At 53.4% G+C, this 17,946-nt stretch carries 12 protein-coding genes and 1 pseudogene; 2 read left to right on the top strand and 11 right to left on the bottom strand.

Annotated features, from left to right (window positions below; all coding sequences use genetic code 11):
- The first annotated feature begins 28 nt into the window (after positions 1-28).
- A complete protein-coding gene (locus tag ESM_RS0120010; RefSeq protein WP_000434029.1) occupies positions 29-775 on the top strand; it encodes a GntR family transcriptional regulator in 747 nt (248 codons plus the stop codon).
- On the opposite strand, the gene ESM_RS0120005 is transcribed toward ESM_RS0120010, so the two are convergent.
- The 3 genes from ESM_RS0120005 to ESM_RS0119995 are packed head-to-tail and all read right to left on the bottom strand — an operon-like array spanning position 749 to position 3,989.
- Entirely contained in the window at positions 749-1,714 is a 966-nt protein-coding gene (locus ESM_RS0120005; protein ID WP_000017152.1) for a carbohydrate kinase family protein, read from the bottom strand. The two genes, ESM_RS0120010 and ESM_RS0120005, sit on opposite strands and share 27 nt — an antisense overlap.
- On the bottom strand, positions 1,711-2,715 hold the full coding sequence (locus ESM_RS0120000; protein WP_000846195.1) for an ADP-ribosylglycohydrolase family protein: 1,005 nt from the start codon (positions 2,713-2,715) through the stop codon (positions 1,711-1,713). The genes ESM_RS0120005 and ESM_RS0120000 overlap by 4 nt, the downstream gene beginning before the upstream one ends.
- Positions 2,712-3,989, bottom strand: a complete 1,278-nt coding sequence (locus tag ESM_RS0119995) for a nucleoside permease (protein WP_000858530.1) — start codon at positions 3,987-3,989, stop codon at positions 2,712-2,714. The genes ESM_RS0120000 and ESM_RS0119995 overlap by 4 nt, the downstream gene beginning before the upstream one ends.
- Positions 3,990-4,245: 256 nt before the next feature.
- Between ESM_RS0119995 and fbaB the strand changes: the two genes are divergently transcribed.
- Positions 4,246-5,298 (top strand): class I fructose-bisphosphate aldolase, encoded by a 1,053-nt coding sequence (fbaB, locus tag ESM_RS0119990; RefSeq protein WP_000129564.1) that lies wholly within the window; start codon positions 4,246-4,248, stop codon positions 5,296-5,298.
- A 115-nt stretch (positions 5,299-5,413) separates the two neighbouring features.
- On the opposite strand, the gene yegS is transcribed toward fbaB, so the two are convergent.
- The 8 genes and pseudogenes from yegS to mdtB all read right to left on the bottom strand — a co-directional run.
- On the bottom strand, positions 5,414-6,313 hold the full coding sequence (gene yegS / locus ESM_RS0119985; protein ID WP_000753102.1) for a lipid kinase YegS: 900 nt from the start codon (positions 6,311-6,313) through the stop codon (positions 5,414-5,416).
- Positions 6,314-6,570: 257 nt separating this feature from the next.
- Complete coding sequence (trhP, locus tag ESM_RS0119980) at positions 6,571-7,932, bottom strand: prephenate-dependent tRNA uridine(34) hydroxylase TrhP (protein ID WP_000476033.1); 1,362 nt, start codon at positions 7,930-7,932, stop codon at positions 6,571-6,573.
- A gap of 343 nt (positions 7,933-8,275) precedes the next feature.
- Complete coding sequence (locus ESM_RS0119975) at positions 8,276-8,608, bottom strand: YegP family protein (protein WP_001516646.1); 333 nt, start codon at positions 8,606-8,608, stop codon at positions 8,276-8,278.
- A gap of 207 nt (positions 8,609-8,815) precedes the next feature.
- On the bottom strand, positions 8,816-9,538 hold the full coding sequence (gene baeR, locus ESM_RS0119970; RefSeq protein ID WP_000137876.1) for a two-component system response regulator BaeR: 723 nt from the start codon (positions 9,536-9,538) through the stop codon (positions 8,816-8,818).
- Positions 9,535-10,938 (bottom strand): two-component system sensor histidine kinase BaeS, encoded by a 1,404-nt coding sequence (baeS, locus tag ESM_RS0119965; RefSeq protein WP_000675181.1) that lies wholly within the window; start codon positions 10,936-10,938, stop codon positions 9,535-9,537. The genes baeR and baeS overlap by 4 nt, the downstream gene beginning before the upstream one ends.
- The gene (locus tag ESM_RS0119960) at positions 10,935-12,350 is read right to left on the bottom strand and encodes an MFS transporter (RefSeq protein ID WP_000130868.1); all 1,416 of its coding nucleotides are present in this window, start codon (positions 12,348-12,350) and stop codon (positions 10,935-10,937) included. Before ESM_RS0119960 ends, baeS begins: the two co-directional genes overlap by 4 nt.
- Positions 12,351-15,428: a multidrug efflux RND transporter permease subunit MdtC gene (mdtC, locus tag ESM_RS0119955; RefSeq protein ID WP_000667491.1), complete on the bottom strand. Its 3,078-nt coding sequence runs from the start codon at positions 15,426-15,428 to the stop codon at positions 12,351-12,353.
- A pseudogene (mdtB, locus tag ESM_RS0119950) lies at positions 15,429-17,942 on the bottom strand (multidrug efflux RND transporter permease subunit MdtB); the annotation flags it as partial.
- Between the last annotated feature and the right edge of the window lie 4 nt (positions 17,943-17,946).

Here is a 17,946-nt window from a genome sequence, read left to right as displayed (position 1 = left end):
ACCAGACTCCCCGGCAGGAAAAAGACAAATGGAACAAGCGCATACCCAGCTTATCGCTCAACTGAACGAACGTATTTTAGCGGCGGACAACACGCCGCTTTATATTAAGTTTGCCGAAACGGTAAAAAATGCCGTGCGCAGTGGGGTGCTGGAGCATGGAAATATTTTGCCCGGCGAGCGTGATTTAAGTCAGTTAACCGGCGTTTCGCGCATTACGGTGCGCAAGGCGATGCAGGCGCTGGAAGAAGAGGGAGTGGTGACGCGTTCGCGTGGCTACGGAACGCAGATCAACAACATCTTCGAATACTCGTTGAAAGAAGCGCGAGGTTTTTCTCAGCAGGTGGTGTTGCGTGGGAAAAAACCCGATACGTTGTGGGTTAATAAGCGAGTGGTAAAGTGTCCCGAAGAAGTTGCGCAGCAACTGGCGATTGCCGCGGGCAGCGATGTCTTCTTGCTTAAGCGTATTCGCTATGTGGATGAAGAAGCGGTATCGATAGAAGAGTCGTGGGTTCCAGTGCATTTAATTCATGATGTTGATGCCATCGGTATTTCTCTCTATGACTATTTCCGCAGTCAGCGTATCTTTCCCCTGCGCACCCGTTCCCGCGTTAGCGCCCGAATGCCGGATGCCGAGTTTCAGTCACATATTCAGTTAGATAGCAAAATACCGGTGCTGGTGATCAAGCAAGTGGCGCTTGACCAACAGCAACGGCCTATTGAGTACAGCATCAGCCACTGTCGCAGCGATCTATACGTTTTTGTGTGTGAGGAGTAGTTCTTCGCGCGTTGGCGCGCAATCACCGCCGCGATGTCCGACAACCCACGACGCTACCGCATTGCCCAGCAATACGGCGTCTGCCAGTGGGAGACCGGAGGCCAGTCCGGCAAGCACGCCACCAGCATGGCTATCACCTGCGCCAATAGTGTCCACGACTTGCGTTGGAAATGCCGGAACGCAATCAGAAGCGTTGTTGCTGAAATACCACGCGCCTTCTTTATCGAGACGAACGATCAGCGGCGCGGCAAATTTCTCCTGCCATTGCGTGCCAAGCATTGTGATATTTGCGGATAAAGCAAAACGTTCGGCGGCAATCTCAGCTTCCTGGCGATTGAGCGACACCAGTGGCCGACAGGCCATGATGCGCGCAAGCAATGCATCCGGGATATCGTCAATCCGCGGGCCGAAATCAATAAACGGCGTCACGTCTTGCAGTCCTTCCAGCCATTCCACTAACAATTCGCCACAGGGCGAGGCCAGTTGATAACCGGAAAAATAGAGCAGGCTATTTGGTGCAACGGTTAATCGCGTCAGCCACTGGCTATTCCACTGATTTTCCACACCGCTGAACGACATAAAGGTACGTTCACCATCAGGTTCAACCAGCGCCAGACACCAGCCGTTATCGCCTTCGGCGTTATCGAGCAGGCTGAGCAATCCCTCTTTTGCCATCCGGTTACGAATAATCTCCGACCACACCCCCTGACCGAGCGGCAGGGCGTTATCCGCTTCTATACCGAGGCGCTTTAACGTCACGGCAATGTTCAGCGCACAGCCGCCAACATTTACGCTCTGCTGTTTCAGTTCGATATCGCACCCGCGCCAGGGCAGGGCGTAAGCGTCAGCGATCACATCAATGACAGCCGCACCGACAACCATCACCGGTTGACGCGTAGTTAATTGCGACAGCAGCGTGTGTAACCTGGTGCCGCTCATACCGCCTCCCGTTGTTGGCGATACTTCGCCAGCGCCGTGGCATAGCGGTTGAAATCAAGCTGATTAACCGCATCCAGCTCAGCCTTTAATGCCGGATCGATAGCATTTACGCCATGCAATGCGCCACAAATCGCCGTCGCCATAGCGCCGATGGTGTCAGTGTCACCACCAAGATTGGCGCACAGAATAGCGCAGCGGTTCGGATCGGTTTGTGCCAGTTCAACCAGCGCAATGGCGCACGGAACGGACTCAATAGTGCTGGTGCCTGCGCCAATCACTTGATATAGCTGTTCGCTGGCAGATTCGGTGCCGTCGGCGTGACGAACGATTTTTAGTGCAATCTCCAGACGTGCCGCCAGTGAGGCGCTGAAGGTAGTGATGCGTTTTTGTTGAGCATGTCGCGCAATCGAGGGTAGAGAATCAACAATCGCTGACCAGCTTTCGCCGTCAATGGCACGAGAAATCGCCCATGCAATAACCACCGCCCCCGCAATCGCCAGATCGGATTTATGGGTCGGGCTGGACGCCAGCGCCACATCATCAATAAAGGAATCAACATCACGCGCCGGGAGTAAACACCCCAATGGTGAGACGCGCATCGCCGCACCGTTAGTCACGCCGTTGTTTTCCAGTTCAGCGACGGGTTTACCGTCGCGAATGGCGTTAAGCGCAATTTTTGAGGTCGGGCCAAGCACGTTTTTGTTGAAGGCGTCGAAACGCAGTGCCCAGTCGAGGATTTTACGCCCAATCAGATCCGGGTCGATCTCGCCTTCGCGTTCCAGCAACGCATCCGCCAGGCACAGCGCCATCGAGGTGTCGTCGGTAAATTCGGCGCGGTTAAAATAACAGGCCGCGTTATTCTCCTTTGGGCCGGGCAGAAAACGGTCAATCCAGCCAAAATGCGCTTTGACGCGGCTGCGCGGCCAAAGCTCGGAGGGCATCCCCATCGCATCCCCTAACGCCTGCCCGTAAAGAGCACCGAGAATACGTTCTGTTTTCATTTTGCTTCCCCTTGTGTCAACGCAATATCGCGATCATCGACCCTAATAGCCGTAATTTCGTTGTCGGATTCGCGGAAAAAAATCATGAACAGCACGGCGATAATGGCAATCATCACCGCACCGAAAGTCCATATCCCGGCCCAGTTGAAGGTCAGCCCGTTGACTGGTTCCTGATAAGCGAACATCATTTCCATCATCACGCCGCCAAGACGATAGCCGAGCAAACTACCGAAACCCTGGCAGCAGAGCGTAATCAATCCCTGCGCGGCAGTACGCATGTGCACGGAGGCTTTTTTGTCGACATAGATGTATGCGGTAACGTAGTAAAAATCGTAACTTACGCCGTGCAGCAAAATACCGAGGAACAATAGTGCGTAGGTGAAATATTCATCCGCGCTGCCGTAAATAAAGAAGCCATAACGAATCGCAGCGGTGACCAGACCAAGTAATAATACCTTTTTGATACCAAATCGTTTGGTGAAAAACGGCAATGCCAGCATAAAGAAGATTTCAGAGAACTGGCCGAGCGTCATCCAGCCGGTCGCGTTTTTCATACCGACTTCGGTCAGATAACCGTTGGCAAAGATGTAATAGAACGCCAGCGGCATAGCAAACAGGAATGAACAGAAGAAAAAGACGAGGAAGTTTTTATCGCGCAGCAGGATCAGTGCATCCAGGCCAAGCATGACTTTAATATCCATTTTGCCAGTGCTTTTTGGTGGTGTGTCGGGCAGGAAACATGCAAACACACCGAGCAGAGCAGAACTTCCGGCGGTAATCAGCAGCGGAATATTAGTCGGTGAGATATCGGCATAACCCAGCATTTGCGGCAAGAATCCACATGCCAGACCAGAGGCAATCCAGCCGATAGTACCCATCACACGAATGCGTGGGAAATCACGTTCCACATCTGGCACGTTGGCAAAGGCGATGCTATTAGTCAGTGCAATGGTCGGCATATAGGTTAGCGAGTAGGCCAGCAGTAACGGGAAGAATCCGGCAAAAGTGGTCTGTTGCGCAGCGAAATACATCAGCACTGCACCAGCGAACATCAATACAGCCAGCACTTTCTGCGCCGAGAAAAAGCGGTCAGTGATGGAGCCAACCAGAATAGGGGACAGGATCGCCGCGATGGCGGTACAGGCATACGACCAGCTAATTTCTCCGGCACTAAACCCGCTTTTACTTAACCACAGCCACAATGGTACAAACCACGCGCCCCAGATAAACCATTCAACAAACATCATGAACGACAGCTTTGCTGTTGTTTTCATCTTTTGATTCCTTCATGACAGGTAATGTAAGGTACGCGCTGACAATACCATTTGATGATACCTTTTAAATACCTTTGTGGTGAAATCTTGACCGTGGTAACACTTTTTCTGATGAGTCGTGCCAACAGGAAACGCTGAAAAAACAGCCGAAAGATGGAAAAAATAGCTCATAACGACCAGGATTATAATTGCCCGCAAAAGGTGGGCCAGGACAATCCATAGCCGATATCCAATCGGAATTTACGGGAGCATAGTAATGACAGATATTGCGCAGTTGCTTGGCAAAGATGCCGACAACCTTTTACAGCATCGTTGTATGACTATTCCTTCTGACCAGCTTTATCTCCCCGGACATGACTACGTAGACCGCGTGATGATTGACAATAATCGTCCGCCAGCGGTGCTGCGTAATATGCAGACGCTGTATAACACCGGGCGTCTGGCCGGAACCGGGTATCTTTCTATTCTGCCGGTTGACCAGGGGGTCGAGCACTCCGCGGGGGCTTCATTTGCTGCTAACCCGCTCTATTTCGACCCGAAAAATATTGTTGAACTGGCGATAGAAGCGGGCTGTAACTGTGTGGCGTCAACTTATGGCGTGCTGGCATCGGTATCGCGGCGTTACGCTCACCGCATTCCATTCCTCGTCAAACTCAACCACAACGAGACGCTAAGTTACCCAAACACCTACGATCAAACGCTGTATGCCAGTGTAGAGCAGGCGTTCAACATGGGAGCAGTGGCAGTTGGCGCGACCATCTATTTTGGCTCGCAAGAGTCACGTCGGCAGATTGAAGAAATTTCTGCGGCCTTTGAACGTGCACATGAGCTGGGCATGGTGACCGTGCTGTGGGCTTATTTGCGCAACTCCGCCTTTAAGAAAGAGGGCATCGATTACCATGTTTCCGCTGACCTGACCGGTCAGGCGAACCATCTGGCGGCGACCATTGGCGCGGATATTGTCAAACAAAAAATGGCGGAGAATAACGGCGGCTATAAAGCGATTAATTACGGTTATACCGACGATCGCGTTTACAGCAAGTTAACCAGCGAAAACCCGATTGACCTGGTGCGTTATCAGTTAGCTAACTGTTATATGGGCCGCGCAGGGCTGATTAACTCCGGCGGTGCCGCGGGCGGTGAAACCGACCTTAGCGATGCGGTGCGTACTGCGGTTATCAACAAACGCGCGGGCGGAATGGGGCTGATTCTCGGGCGTAAAGCGTTCAAGAAATCGATGGCCGACGGCGTGAAACTGATTAACGCCGTGCAGGACGTTTATCTCGATAGCAAAATTACGATTGCCTGATACGCTTCATTTATCTGGCCTGCGAACAACACACCTCCCGTAGGCCGGATAAGGCGTGCGCACCGCATCCGGCAAAAATTGATGTACCCCTGTTCAGGAGAGAATAAATTTTTGACTAGCGCAATAACGGGCAGTCCGGCGGTAATCGACAACGCAACGCCGCCGGAAGTATTTCTATATGAAAACGTTGGCCACTTAATGGTTCGCCATCAAGGTTAAAGGTGATTTCATGCGGCGCTTGTATCTCGAACCACGCCGAAGCGCCTTCAACAATATTCGGGTTTTCTTCATCAGGTTTTAAGGTTGAGAAGAGAGCGGGAAGAATTTCGTCACCGGTGAAAATACGCAGTTGCAATAACCCATCGTTAATCAGCGCATTCGGGCACAGTTGCTGACCGCCACCGGCCTGACGCCCGTTGCCAATACCAATAACCAGCGCATCGCCTTGCCAGTGAAAATTTTCACCACGGATTTCACAGCGGTCCGGTTGCAACGTATCCATGCGCATTAAGCCGTGAATGATGTAAGAGACGCCACCCAGCGCGGCTTTTAATTTCTCCGGTGTTTCGGTGGTAATGCGCGTACCAAATCCGCCCGTCGCCATGTTGATAAAACAGGTTTGTTTGTTGACCTGCGCCATATCAATCGCAATGGCGTTACCGGCAATTGCCAGTTTAAGTGCCTTATCCAGCGCTTCAGGAATACCCACACTGGTGGCAAAATCGTTCGCTGTACCTAGCGGCAATATTCCCAAAGCAGGAATGTCATCACCTTCGCACTGAATCAATGCCGTGGAGACTTCATTAATAGTGCCATCTCCACCTCCGGCAATTACCGTTGCAACGCCAAGCTGACGGGCTTCAGCAACATAACGCGCGGCATCATCTTTCTCCCAGGTGGTTCGTACATGGATCGTCATTCCTTCCTCACGCAACAGCATAATCGCTTCGCGCAATATCTCATTGCCAGCACTTTTGCCGTTAAGAATCAGTAAGCTGGCGGGAAAATCTGCCATGGTCGTCTGCCTTTATGATTGGTCTGTAGATAGTGTAGAGCAGAAAAGAAAAGGCGGAGTCAGAACAGGATGAAAGCGTGGTACAAAAAAATAAGCCCGTGTAAGGGAGATTACACAGGCTAAGGAGGTGGTTCCTGGTACAGCTAGCATTTTATGGGTTATGTTTTTCAGCGAAACAGATAATAACCTTAATAAATGCAGCCGTATGTGATCGGTTTCTAAGAATTTTCTATCCGGGGAAAAATAATCGAAATGAATCACTTACCGTGCGGGTTACGCGTGGTTTCCCCGGAGAAATTACGCATCAGCAGTGCGTAATTCAGCTCGAGATCCTGCGGAACCGGGAGCCACACGGTATAGCCATCGCCAGGCGCGACCGGCATCGCTTCACCTTTGGCGTTTTCCATGTGCTCAAGGGTAAAGTTGATATTGCCCTGTGGCGTCATCAGTTCCAGGCTGTCGCCAACGGAGAATTTATTTTTCACCGCTACGGCTGCCAGAGAGCCTTTACGCTCACCGGTAAACTCTCCAACAAACTGCTGGCGGTCAGAAACGGAATAACCGTATTCGTAGTTCTGGTAATCGTCGTGAGTATGACGACGCAGGAAACCTTCGGTGTAACCACGATGCGCCAGGCCTTCCAGTGTTTCCAGCAGGCTGGTGTCGAACGGTTTGCCCGCAGCGGCGTCATCGATAGCTTTACGATAAACCTGCGCGGTACGTGCACAATAGTAGAAAGATTTAGTGCGGCCTTCGATTTTCAGCGAATGCACGCCCATTTTGGTCAGGCGTTCAACATGGGCGATGGCGCGCAGATCTTTCGAGTTCATGATGTAAGTGCCGTGCTCATCTTCAAACGCGGTCATATACTCGCCCGGGCGCTGGGCTTCTTCGATCATAAACACTTTGTCGGTTGGCGCACCGATACCCAGCGTCGGCTCGACGTTTTGCACCGGAATCGGCTCGTATTTGTGTACGATGTTGCCAACGTCATCTTCTTTCCCTTCCTGCACGTTGTACTCCCAACGGCAGGCGTTGGTGCAGGTGCCCTGGTTTGGATCGCGTTTGTTGATGTAGCCAGAGAGCAGGCAGCGGCCGGAGTAGGCCATGCACAGCGCGCCGTGAACGAAGATTTCAAGCTCCATATCCGGAACCTGATTGCGGATCTCTTCAATCTCTTCCAGCGACAGCTCGCGGGAGAGGATCACGCGGGTCAACCCCATTTGCTGCCAGAATTTCACCGTCGCCCAGTTTACGGCGTTGGCCTGCACGGAAAGGTGGATCGGCATTTCAGGGAAGTGTTCACGCACCAGCATAATCAGCCCCGGATCGGACATAATCAGTGCGTCCGGCCCCATTTCCACCACCGGTTTCAGATCACGGATAAAGGTTTTTAGCTTGGCATTGTGTGGCGCAATGTTGACCACGACATAAAACTTTTTCCCCAGCGCGTGGGCTTCATTGATGCCGAGCTGGAGATTTTCGTGGTTAAATTCGTTGTTGCGCACACGCAGGGAGTAACGCGGTTGCCCCGCATAAACAGCATCTGCGCCATAAGCGAAAGCGTAACGCATATTTTTCAGCGTTCCCGCCGGGGAAAGGAGTTCCGGTTTAAACATAATTCTCTCGTTCTGATGACAGGTCAGATCCGCTTCACCTGATGAAGCGGTTAGGGGAGTGTCCCCACTTTAAGGGCGGGCATTGTAGCGCAATCGGTGGGGTTGGCTCCAGTGCAAATGTCTGGTCGTCTCCTGGTTTTGGTAAGGATGCGAATAACGATAATTTCTTCGGCACTTGCAGGAAATAAATAACGTGGCGTTCAAAAAGAAGAACAAAAATTCTTTCACCTGATATGAAACTTATCTTCCCATTATTTTAATGGCGCGGATTGATCCTTAGCATCAATAAGTAAGTGTTTATTAGAAATAAAGCCGGGCGCGTTATCCGCGCCCGGCATAACAATTAAGTCTTATCTTTCACAGTCTGGCTTACGCCATTGTTTTTTACTGAGGCAATTCCGATTTCGCGTGATTGAGCGGTGGCGTACATTTGACTGGAGCCGATTATCTGATGATTAGCGGCTTTCAGATTGAAATAAAATTTGCCGTTGCTCGCTGTTTTTTTCTCATAGCGTTCATCCTGCGGGCTGTTGCTTTGCACAGAGGCAATGCCCTTTTCCGCAGCGGCTTTTGAGGTATACAGTTCGCTGGTGAGAATAGTCTCACCGTTACCCGCTTTTAACACAAACCGGAACTGATTATCACTGCTCTTATTGAGTTCAAACCAACCAGCCATAATGACTCCTTGATTGAAATTGCGTATTGAAAACAGTATGTAACGATTTAAGTATGGGTGATATTCATAAGGTTGCCAATCAGGGGAATACCCCCCTAAAGGAGCTGTCTCTTGATCAGATCTCCTGATCAAGAGACAGCTCCTTTCAGAGAGGGGCATGACGGATTAATAAACAAGGAATTCAGCCCTCGCGAGGGCAAAGATACGTTAAACAATGCGGCAGGCATCGGCTTCCCAGCGATAACCGACACCGTAAACGGCGCGGATAAATGACTGCTCTTCGTCCAGTGCTTCCAGCTTGCGGCGCAGGTTTTTAATGTGGCTATCGATGGTACGGTCGGTCACTACGCGGTAGTCGTCATAAAGATGATTGAGTAACTGCTCGCGGGAGAACACTTTTCCCGGTTCATGGGAGAGTGTTTTCAGCAGGCGAAATTCCGCAGGGGTCAGATCAAGCATTTTGCCGCGCCACGAAGCCTGAAAACGACCTTCGTCGATAATTAACGGGCTTTCTGCATCTTGCTGTTGCAACTCACGCTGCGGTTTGCAACGACGCAATATAGTTTTGACGCGCGCTACCACTTCCCGCGGGCTATACGGTTTACAGATGTAATCATCAGCACCGATTTCCAGCCCCAGCAGGCGGTCGATCTCTTCGATTTTCGCTGTCACCATAACAATGGGAATATCAGAAAAACGACGAATCTCCCGACACAGTGTCAGACCATCGGTGCCTGGTAGCATCAGATCTAACAGGATCAGATCCGGTGGCGTCTGGCGCACATACGGCAGTACCTGATCGCCGTGGCTAATCAACGTCGGCGCATAGCTTGCGGCACGCAGATAATCAATGAGCAACTGCCCCAGTTTGGGTTCATCTTCCACGATCAAAATACGCGGCGTGTTTTCGTCGATAGGTAACTCGGTCATACTTCTCTCTGTAAATCCCGTTCCAGCGGTAACTCTACTGTAATGCTAACCCCGCCAAAAGGCGAATGGGCGGCAACAATGCGACCATTATGTGCTTCAACAATGTTCAGGCAAATTGCCAACCCCAGCCCGGAGCCGCCGCTGGCACGGTTGCGGGAACCTTCCGTGCGATAAAAACGCTCAAACAATTTTTGTAACTGATCGTCGCTGACTCCCGGTGCGCTGTCGGCAAAGGTCAGATGCACCATTTTGTCGTGCTGTTCGGCGGAAATATGCAGGCCACCGCCACTGTCGGTGTAGCGCAGGCTGTTTTCCAGTAAGTTATTAAACAACTGCATTAAACGATCGCGATCGCCAAATACGGTAATGCTGTCCGGCAAGGAGAATTGCAGAGTCAACCCACGACTGGCGAAACGTTCGCGAAATGCGCCGCCCGCGACTTCAAGTAGTGGAACGAGATCCACCGTTGCTTTCTGGTAGGCGAGAGCGCCTTCATCAGACATCGACAACTGATGGAGATCGTCGACCAGTTTAGTCAACGTTCCGACCTCCGCCTGTAAAGAAGCCACTGTCTCTGGCGTGAATTTACGTACACCATCCTGGATGGCTTCCAGTTCGCCGCGCAGTACCGCTAAAGGCGTGCGCAGTTCGTGAGAAATGTCGGCCATAAAATCGCGGCGCATCTGCTGGTTTTTCTCCAGCGTACTGGCGAGCTGGTTGAAGTCCTGTGCCAGTTTGCCCAGTTCGTCTTCGCTGGTGGGCGTCACGCGAGTGGTGAAATCACCTGCTGCCAGTTTGTGCGTGCCGTCAACTAACCGTTTTACCGGTGCCAGCAAGCCGCGTGCCAGTGGGAACGTCGCCAGCGCTGCCAGTAAAGTAGATAAAGCCACAATCAGCCAACTGGTTTGCCGTTGTTGCTTATCAAAATTGATATCGGTATTGCGGGTCAGCCGCTCGACAGGGGAGGCGATCACCGCGCCGACTTCCAGACCATTGACCAGAATAGGCCGCCGTGTGCCGTCCGGTGGAATAGGTGAGCGAGGGCCAACCAGCACTTTGTTATTTTGATCGACCACCCAGAACTGGGTGCGCCAGCCGTGCGGCGGCATACCGGGGCCGGGCTTATCGTCGTTGCTATCATGTTCAAGTGAACGCAGGATCTGAAACACAAAACGATCGTTGTTACGCAGGAAGCGCCAGTTGCCATGCTGGGCGTACTGCTCGCCAAGTGCGTCGCCAAGCATTTGCAGCCGTTGCTCATTGCCATGCTTAATGTAATCGATAAAGCCGCGCTCAAAACTGATACGCACCGCCCAGTGCATCGTGATCAGCAAGACGATGCAGGTGGCGAAGATCGCCAGAAACAGTTTGCCGGTAATGCCGGGCCGCCAGAACTTCATTCAGTGCTCCTTTTGCGCCGCGAAATAGCCACATTTTGATGTGTATCGTTCGGAACTCTGGCAAAGATGAACGCCGGAAGGGCGATAAGAAACGCCATGCTTAGCCAGGTGTACATAAAGACGGTTTGTGTGGCACCGCTGTCGACGCTGACATGCTGCGAACCAAAAAGCCCAAGCAACAGCCCGGCGATGGTCACGCCGATACTCATCGACAATTGCATAATCATCGACAGCAGACTGTTGCCACTGCTTGCCAGTTTGTCCGGCAGATCTTTCAGTGTCAGCGTGTTCATGGAGGAAAAACGCGTTGAGTTGACCATCCCTTGTAAAAACAGAACGAATGGTAAAACGTAGTACCAGCCAAGCAGCGCGGTGGCCATAAACAGCAGTGTGACCAGCGACAGGCCCAGCGTAGTCGCCACCAGTACCCGACGATAACCAAAGCGGTTCACTACCTGCACGACTATCCGCTTCATCCCCATGCTGCCGAGCACCATTGGGATCATCATCAATCCGGCATGAAAGGGTGAGAAGCCGAGACCAATCTGCAAGAAAACCGGCGTCATAAAGGGCAACATACCGCTGCCGATACGTCCGGCGAAGCTCCCCGCCAGGCCCAACGAAAAGGTACGGGTGCGGAACAGTTTCAGGCTGAACAGGGCGCGGGCGTTATTTCTGGCATGTATGAGATAAAGCATAAGCGCCACCACGCCAACAGCAACCAGGCCAGCAATCGCCAGCGGCGATAAGCCCGTACCTTTACTGCCATCCAGCGCCAGCGTTAATACCGCCATGCCAACCGCCAGCAACAGAAAGCCGGAGAGATCAAAGCGCCGCGTCTGCATGGTGTAGTTCGGCATTAACATTAGTGTGGCGATCGCGCCGATAATTCCAACCGGAATGTTGATCAAAAAGATCCAGTGCCATGACGCGTACTCCACCAGCAGTCCGCCCAGCGCCGGGCCAAGCAGTGGGCCAACCTGGCCAGGCAGCGTCACAAAGGTCATCGCCGCCATATATTGCTCGCGCGGAACAATTTTCATCACCGTCAACCTGCCAACCGGCACCATCATCGCACCGCCCACGCCCTGCAATGCGCGCGCCAGCAACAGTTCATTAAGGGTGCCGGAAAGCGCGCAAAACAGTGAACCAAGGGTAAACAGGACAATAGCGGTAAAGAAAATATTGCGCACGCCGACTTTGTCCGCCAGCCAGCCGCTGGCAGGCAGCATCACCGCCACGGTCAGCACATAAGAGACAATGACCATGTGCATATGCAGCGGGCTTTCCCCCAGGCTTTGCGCCATTGAGGGAAGGGCAGTGTTAACGATGGTGGTATCCAGCGACTGCATAAAGAAGCCGAAAGCCACAATCCACAATTGCCAGCGGGTGCTGTCGGGAAGATCTGTCATTTACTCGGTTACCGTTTCTTTAGATTTTCGCGAAAAACGCAGTCGCAGACGGTCGAAAAAGAGATACACCACCGGCGTGGTATACAGCGTCAGGAGCTGACTCATCACCAGGCCGCCGACAATGGTGATCCCCAATGGTTGCCGCAGTTCCGAGCCATCGCCGCCCGACAATACCAGCGGCAGCGCGCCAAACAGCGCCGCCAGGGTCGTCATCATTATCGGGCGAAAACGCAGCAGGCAGGCCTGGAAAATGGCCTCCTGCGGCGTCAGATTAGCGTGGCGTTGGGCTTCAAGCGCAAAATCGACCATCATGATGGCGTTTTTCTTCACGATGCCGATTAATAGCATAATCCCTATCAGGGCGACCAAGCTGAACGGAGCATTAAACAGCTCCAGCGCCAGTAGCGCTCCAACGCCCGCCGAGGGCAGGGTGGAGAGAATGGTCAGCGGATGCACGTAACTCTCGTACAACATCCCCAGCACGATATACACCGTGGCGATGGCCGCGATAATCAGGATCACCTGCGAATTCATCGTCTCCTGGAATACCTGCGCCGTTCCGGCAAAACTGCCGCGCACCGTGGAAGGTACGCCAAGCTGCGTCATTGCGCGGTCGATTGCCGCACTGGCGTCCGAGAGTGATTTCCCGGTCGGCAGGTTGAACGAGATGGTTGAGGCTGCGGACAGTCCCTGATGATTCACTGACAGCGGCGCATTCGCCGGTTGCCATTTAGCGAAATATGACAGCGGGATCGCTTTGCCTTCGTTATTAATGACGAACATTTTTTCCAGCGCGCTGATGTCCTGGGTATAGCGCGGATCAACTTCCATCACCACTTTATACTGGTTCATTGGCTGGTAAATGGTCGAGATTTGCCGCTGACCGAAGGCGTTATTCAGCAGGCTGTTAGCGGCCTGCACGTCGATTCCCAATCGCGCCATCGTGTCGCGGTCGTAAACCAGGTTCATCTCCGCGCCGTTGTCTTGCTGGTCAGAGTTAACGTCCGCCAGTTCCGGCAACGTCGCCAGTTTTTTGCGGATTTTCGGCTCCCATTCGCGCAGTGCTGCCAGATCGTCAGACAATAACGTGTACTGGTAGCTGGCGTTCGACTGACGTCCGCCAACGCGAATATCCTGTACCGCCATCAGGAACAGATTCGCCCCTGGCTCTTTCGCCAGCTTCACGCGCAGACGGTCGATAATTTGCTGGGCGGTTTCGCTGCGTTCATCGCGCGGTTTCAGCGTGATAAACATCATTCCGCTGTTAACTCGCGAGCCACCGGTAAAGCCAGTGACATTATCCACCGCCGGGTCATCACGGATAATTTTCATGAAGTCCTGCAACTTACCGCGCATCGCCTGAAACGAAATGCTCTGATCGGCCTGTATCCCGCCCATCAGTACGCCGGTGTCCTGCTCCGGGAAGAAAGTTTTCGGGATCGAGATATACAGCCAGATATTCAGCGCAATGGTGCCAAGCAGCACTACGCCTACCAGACGGGTGTGATTGAGAACCCATTTCAGCGACTTGCCGTAGCCTTGTTGCAGTGCAACCAGCATCCGGCCAAAACCGCGTAACCGTGTTTGCTCACGCGGCTTGCTGGCTTTCAGCATCCAGCCGCACATCATCGGCGTCAGCGTCAGGGAAACCAGCAGTGAAATACCTATCGCCACCGAAAGCGTCACGGCAAACTCGCGTAACAAGCGCCCCGGCAAGCCGCCCATCAACAACAGCGGCAGGAACACAGCTACCAGTGACAGGCTCATCGACAGAACTGTAAAACCGACTTCGCGGGTGCCTTGCAGTGCGGCCTGTAGCGGTTTCATTCCCGCTTCCAGATGACGGGCAATGTTTTCCAGCACCACGATGGCGTCATCGACTACAAAGCCAGTAGCGATGGTGAGTGCCATCAGCGACAGGTTATTGAGACTGAAACCGCAAAGATACATCGCTGCAAAGGTGCCAATCAGCGAAACCGGCACTGCAACCGCAGGAATGATCGTCGCCCGACCTGAACGCAGGAACAAAAAGACCACTAAAATAACCAGCGCCACCGAAATAATCAGCGTCTGCTCGACTTCTTCCAGCGAGGCGCGAATGGTGGGGGAGCGATCCTGAGCTATTTGCAGATCAATCGCCGCCGGGATTGTCTCCTGTAACTCCGGTAATTTCGCCCGGATGCTGTCTACCGTCTGGATGATATTGGCTTCCGGCAGTTTGCGGATCATCAACAAAATAGCCGGTTTGGCGTTGGTCATCCCGGCGTTGCGCACATCCTGTACTGAGTCGGTTACCGTTGCCACATCACCCAGACGAACCGCGCCGCCGTTGTTGTAATGAATAATCAACGGCTGGTATTCGGCGGCAGTTTTCAGCTCATCGTTGGTCTGGATCTGCCAGCGGTGAGTGTCATCTTCCAGCGCCCCCTGCGGTTTACGCACGTTGGCATTGCTGATGGCGGTGCGCACATCGTCCAGCGACACGCCCTGATTAAACAGCGCCTGTGGATTCAGCCCGACGCGCACCGCAGGCAGCGAGCTGCCGCCGACATCGACATCACCGACGCCGTCGATTTGTGCAATTGTCGGAGCCAGTTGCGTCGAGGCAAAATCGTACAGTTCCCCCTGCGAATAAGTATCGGACGTCAGCGTCAGGATCATAATTGGTGCATCCGACGGGTTCGCTTTGCGATAAGTCGGACGGCTTGGCATCCCACTGGGCAGCAGACTTTGGGCGGCGTTGATCGCCGCCTGTACATCGCGCGCCGCGCCGTTGATATCCCGGTCAAAATCAAACTGCAAAATGATACGCGTGCTGCCGAGCGAACTGCTGGAGGTCATTTCACTGACCCCGGCAATGCGCCCAAGCGAGCGTTCCAGCGGTGTGGCAACGGAAGACGCCATCGTCTCTGGCGACGCACCGGGCAGCGAGGCGCTGACCATAATTACCGGAAAATCGACCTGCGGCAGCGGGGCGACCGGCAGCATACGGAAGCCCAGTATGCCGCAAAGGGTAATGGCAACCGACAGTAAAATCGTCGCCACCGGGCGGTAAATGAAGAGGGCAAAAAACTTCACTTACGCCTCCTCTTCATGGCGGGCAAAGCGGCTTTTGGTCCACAATGCCAGGCGGTCGAACAGCAGATAAATCACCGGCGTGGTGAACAGCGTCAGCACCTGACTGACAACCAGACCGCCGACCATGCCGATACCTAACGGACGACGCAGTTCCGCGCCGACTCCGGTACTCAACATCAGCGGCAATGCACCGAGCAGCGCTGCCAGCGTGGTCATCAGGATCGGCCGAAAACGCAGCAGGCAGGCCTGGTAGATGGCATCTCGCGGTGACATGCCTTGCTCGCGCTCAGCGGCCAGCGCGAAGTCGATCATCATGATGGCGTTTTTCTTCACAATACCGATCAGCAAAATAATGCCGATAATGGCGATCACATCCAGCTCACTACCGGCAATCAGCAACGCCAGCAATGCGCCGACACCTGCCGTTGGCAACGTCGAGAGAATAGTGATCGGGTGAATAAAGCTTTCGTACAGAATACCGAGCACGATATACATCGCCACCACTGCCGCGACAATCAGCCAGACAGTGCTACCCAATGCCGACTGGAAGGCGAGGGTACTACCCTGGAATTGCGTGGTGATATCCACTGGCAGATTTAGCGTCTTCTCGGTATCCATAATCGCCTGCACCGCATCGCCCAGTGAATAGTTATCCGGCACGTTAAAGGAGATGGTCGTTACCGGGAACTGATCCAGATGGTTGATGGAGAGCGGCGCAAAACGCTGCTCAATTTTAGCTATCGAGCTGAGTGGCACTACGCCGCCGTCGCTGCTGGTCAGGCGAATGGTATCCAGCGCCGCCAGCCCTGGTGTGTTTTCAGTGTTGTGCTCCAGCACCACGCGATACTGGTTGGCCTGAGTATAAATCGTCGAAATTAGCCGCTGACCAAAGGCGTTGTACAGGGCGTTATCAACATCCGCCATGCTGATCCCCAGACGGCTGGCGCTGTCGCGATCAACGTTAACATACGCCACCAGTCCTTTGTCCTGCCAGTCGCTGGAGACATCAGAAAGCTGCGGCAGTTGCTGGAGTTTTTCCATTAGCTGCGGCACCCAGGTACTGAGCGCATCCAGAGACGTGGCCTGCAATGTAAACTGGTACTGCGTGCGGCTGACCTGAGTATCGATGGTCAGATCCTGCGTTGGCTGCAGGAAGAGATCGACGCCCGGCACTTTATCTACCGCCGTTTGCAAACGGGCGATAACTTTTTGTACCCGATCATCACGCTCATCCAGCGGTTTCAGATTGATCTGCAAACGCGCACTGTTCAGCGACGGGTTAGTGCCATCAACGCCCACAAATGAGGTCAGGCTTTGCACTGCCGGGTCCTGCAAAATCACCTCCGCGACCTGGCGTTGCCGCTGGGCCATATTGGCAAAGGAGCTGGATTGCGGTGCCTGCAAGGTGCCCTGAATAATGCCGTTGTCTTGCACCGGGAAGAAGCCTTTTGGAATAAACACCCACAGCAGCACGCTAAGCAGCAGCGTACTGAGCGCCACGCTTAAGGTCAGCCACGGATGATTCAGCACCTTCGTAAGTCCGCGACCATAGGCGGCGATTATCCGCTCGAACATTTTTTCCGAGGCGCGGGAGAAGCGGTTCTGTTTACGCAGCGACTCCTGGCTAAGCATCCGCGCGCACATCATCGGCGTCAGGGTCAGCGACACGACGGCTGAGATCAAAATCGCTACTGCCAGAGTAATGGCAAATTCGCGGAACAGTCGCCCGACGATATCGCCCATAAACAGCAATGGGATCAGCACTGCAATCAGCGAGAAGGTCAGCGAGATAATGGTAAAGCCGATTTCGCCTGCACCCTTGAGCGCCGCTGCCAGCGGTTTTTCACCTTTTTCGATATAGCGCGAAATGTTTTCGATCACCACGATGGCATCATCGACCACAAACCCGGTGGCGATGGTTAACGCCATCAGGGTCAGGTTATTGATCGAGAAATCGAGAAATACCATGACCGCGAAGGTGCCGATTAACGACAGCGGCACCGCGACGCCAGGAATGATGGTTGCCGGAATATTTCGTAGAAACAGGTAGATAATCATCACCACCAGCGCGATAGCCATCATCAGCTCAAACTGGGTATCGTCGACCGATGCGCGGATATTGGTGGTGCGGTCAGAAAGCACCGTCACTTTTACCGATTTCGGCAGACTCTCAGTGAGCTGCGGCAGCATCTGACGAATGCTGTCAGCGGTGGAGATAATGTTAGCGCCAGGCTGGCGCTGAACATTCATGACGATGGCTTGTTCTTTATTCGCCCACGCACCAAGCCAGGTGTTTTCCGCCCCTTGTTCTACGGTAGCGACATCGCCAAGACGAATCGGCGCGCCGTTCTGGTACGCGATAATTAACTGACGGTACTCTTCCGCAGACTGCATTTGATCGTTTGCGGAAAGCGTGACTGCGCGGGAGGGGCCGTCGAGGCTACCTTTAGCTGAGTTAACGTTCGCGCCAGTAATAGCTGTGCGTACAGTTTCGCTGGTCAGGCCGAGATGCTGGCGA

Origin of the sequence: Escherichia sp. TW09308 (genome assembly GCF_000208565.1) — a bacterium.
In the GTDB taxonomy this organism is placed as follows: Bacteria; Pseudomonadota; Gammaproteobacteria; order Enterobacterales; family Enterobacteriaceae; genus Escherichia; species Escherichia marmotae.
This window is presented reverse-complemented; position numbering and strand designations above follow the sequence as displayed.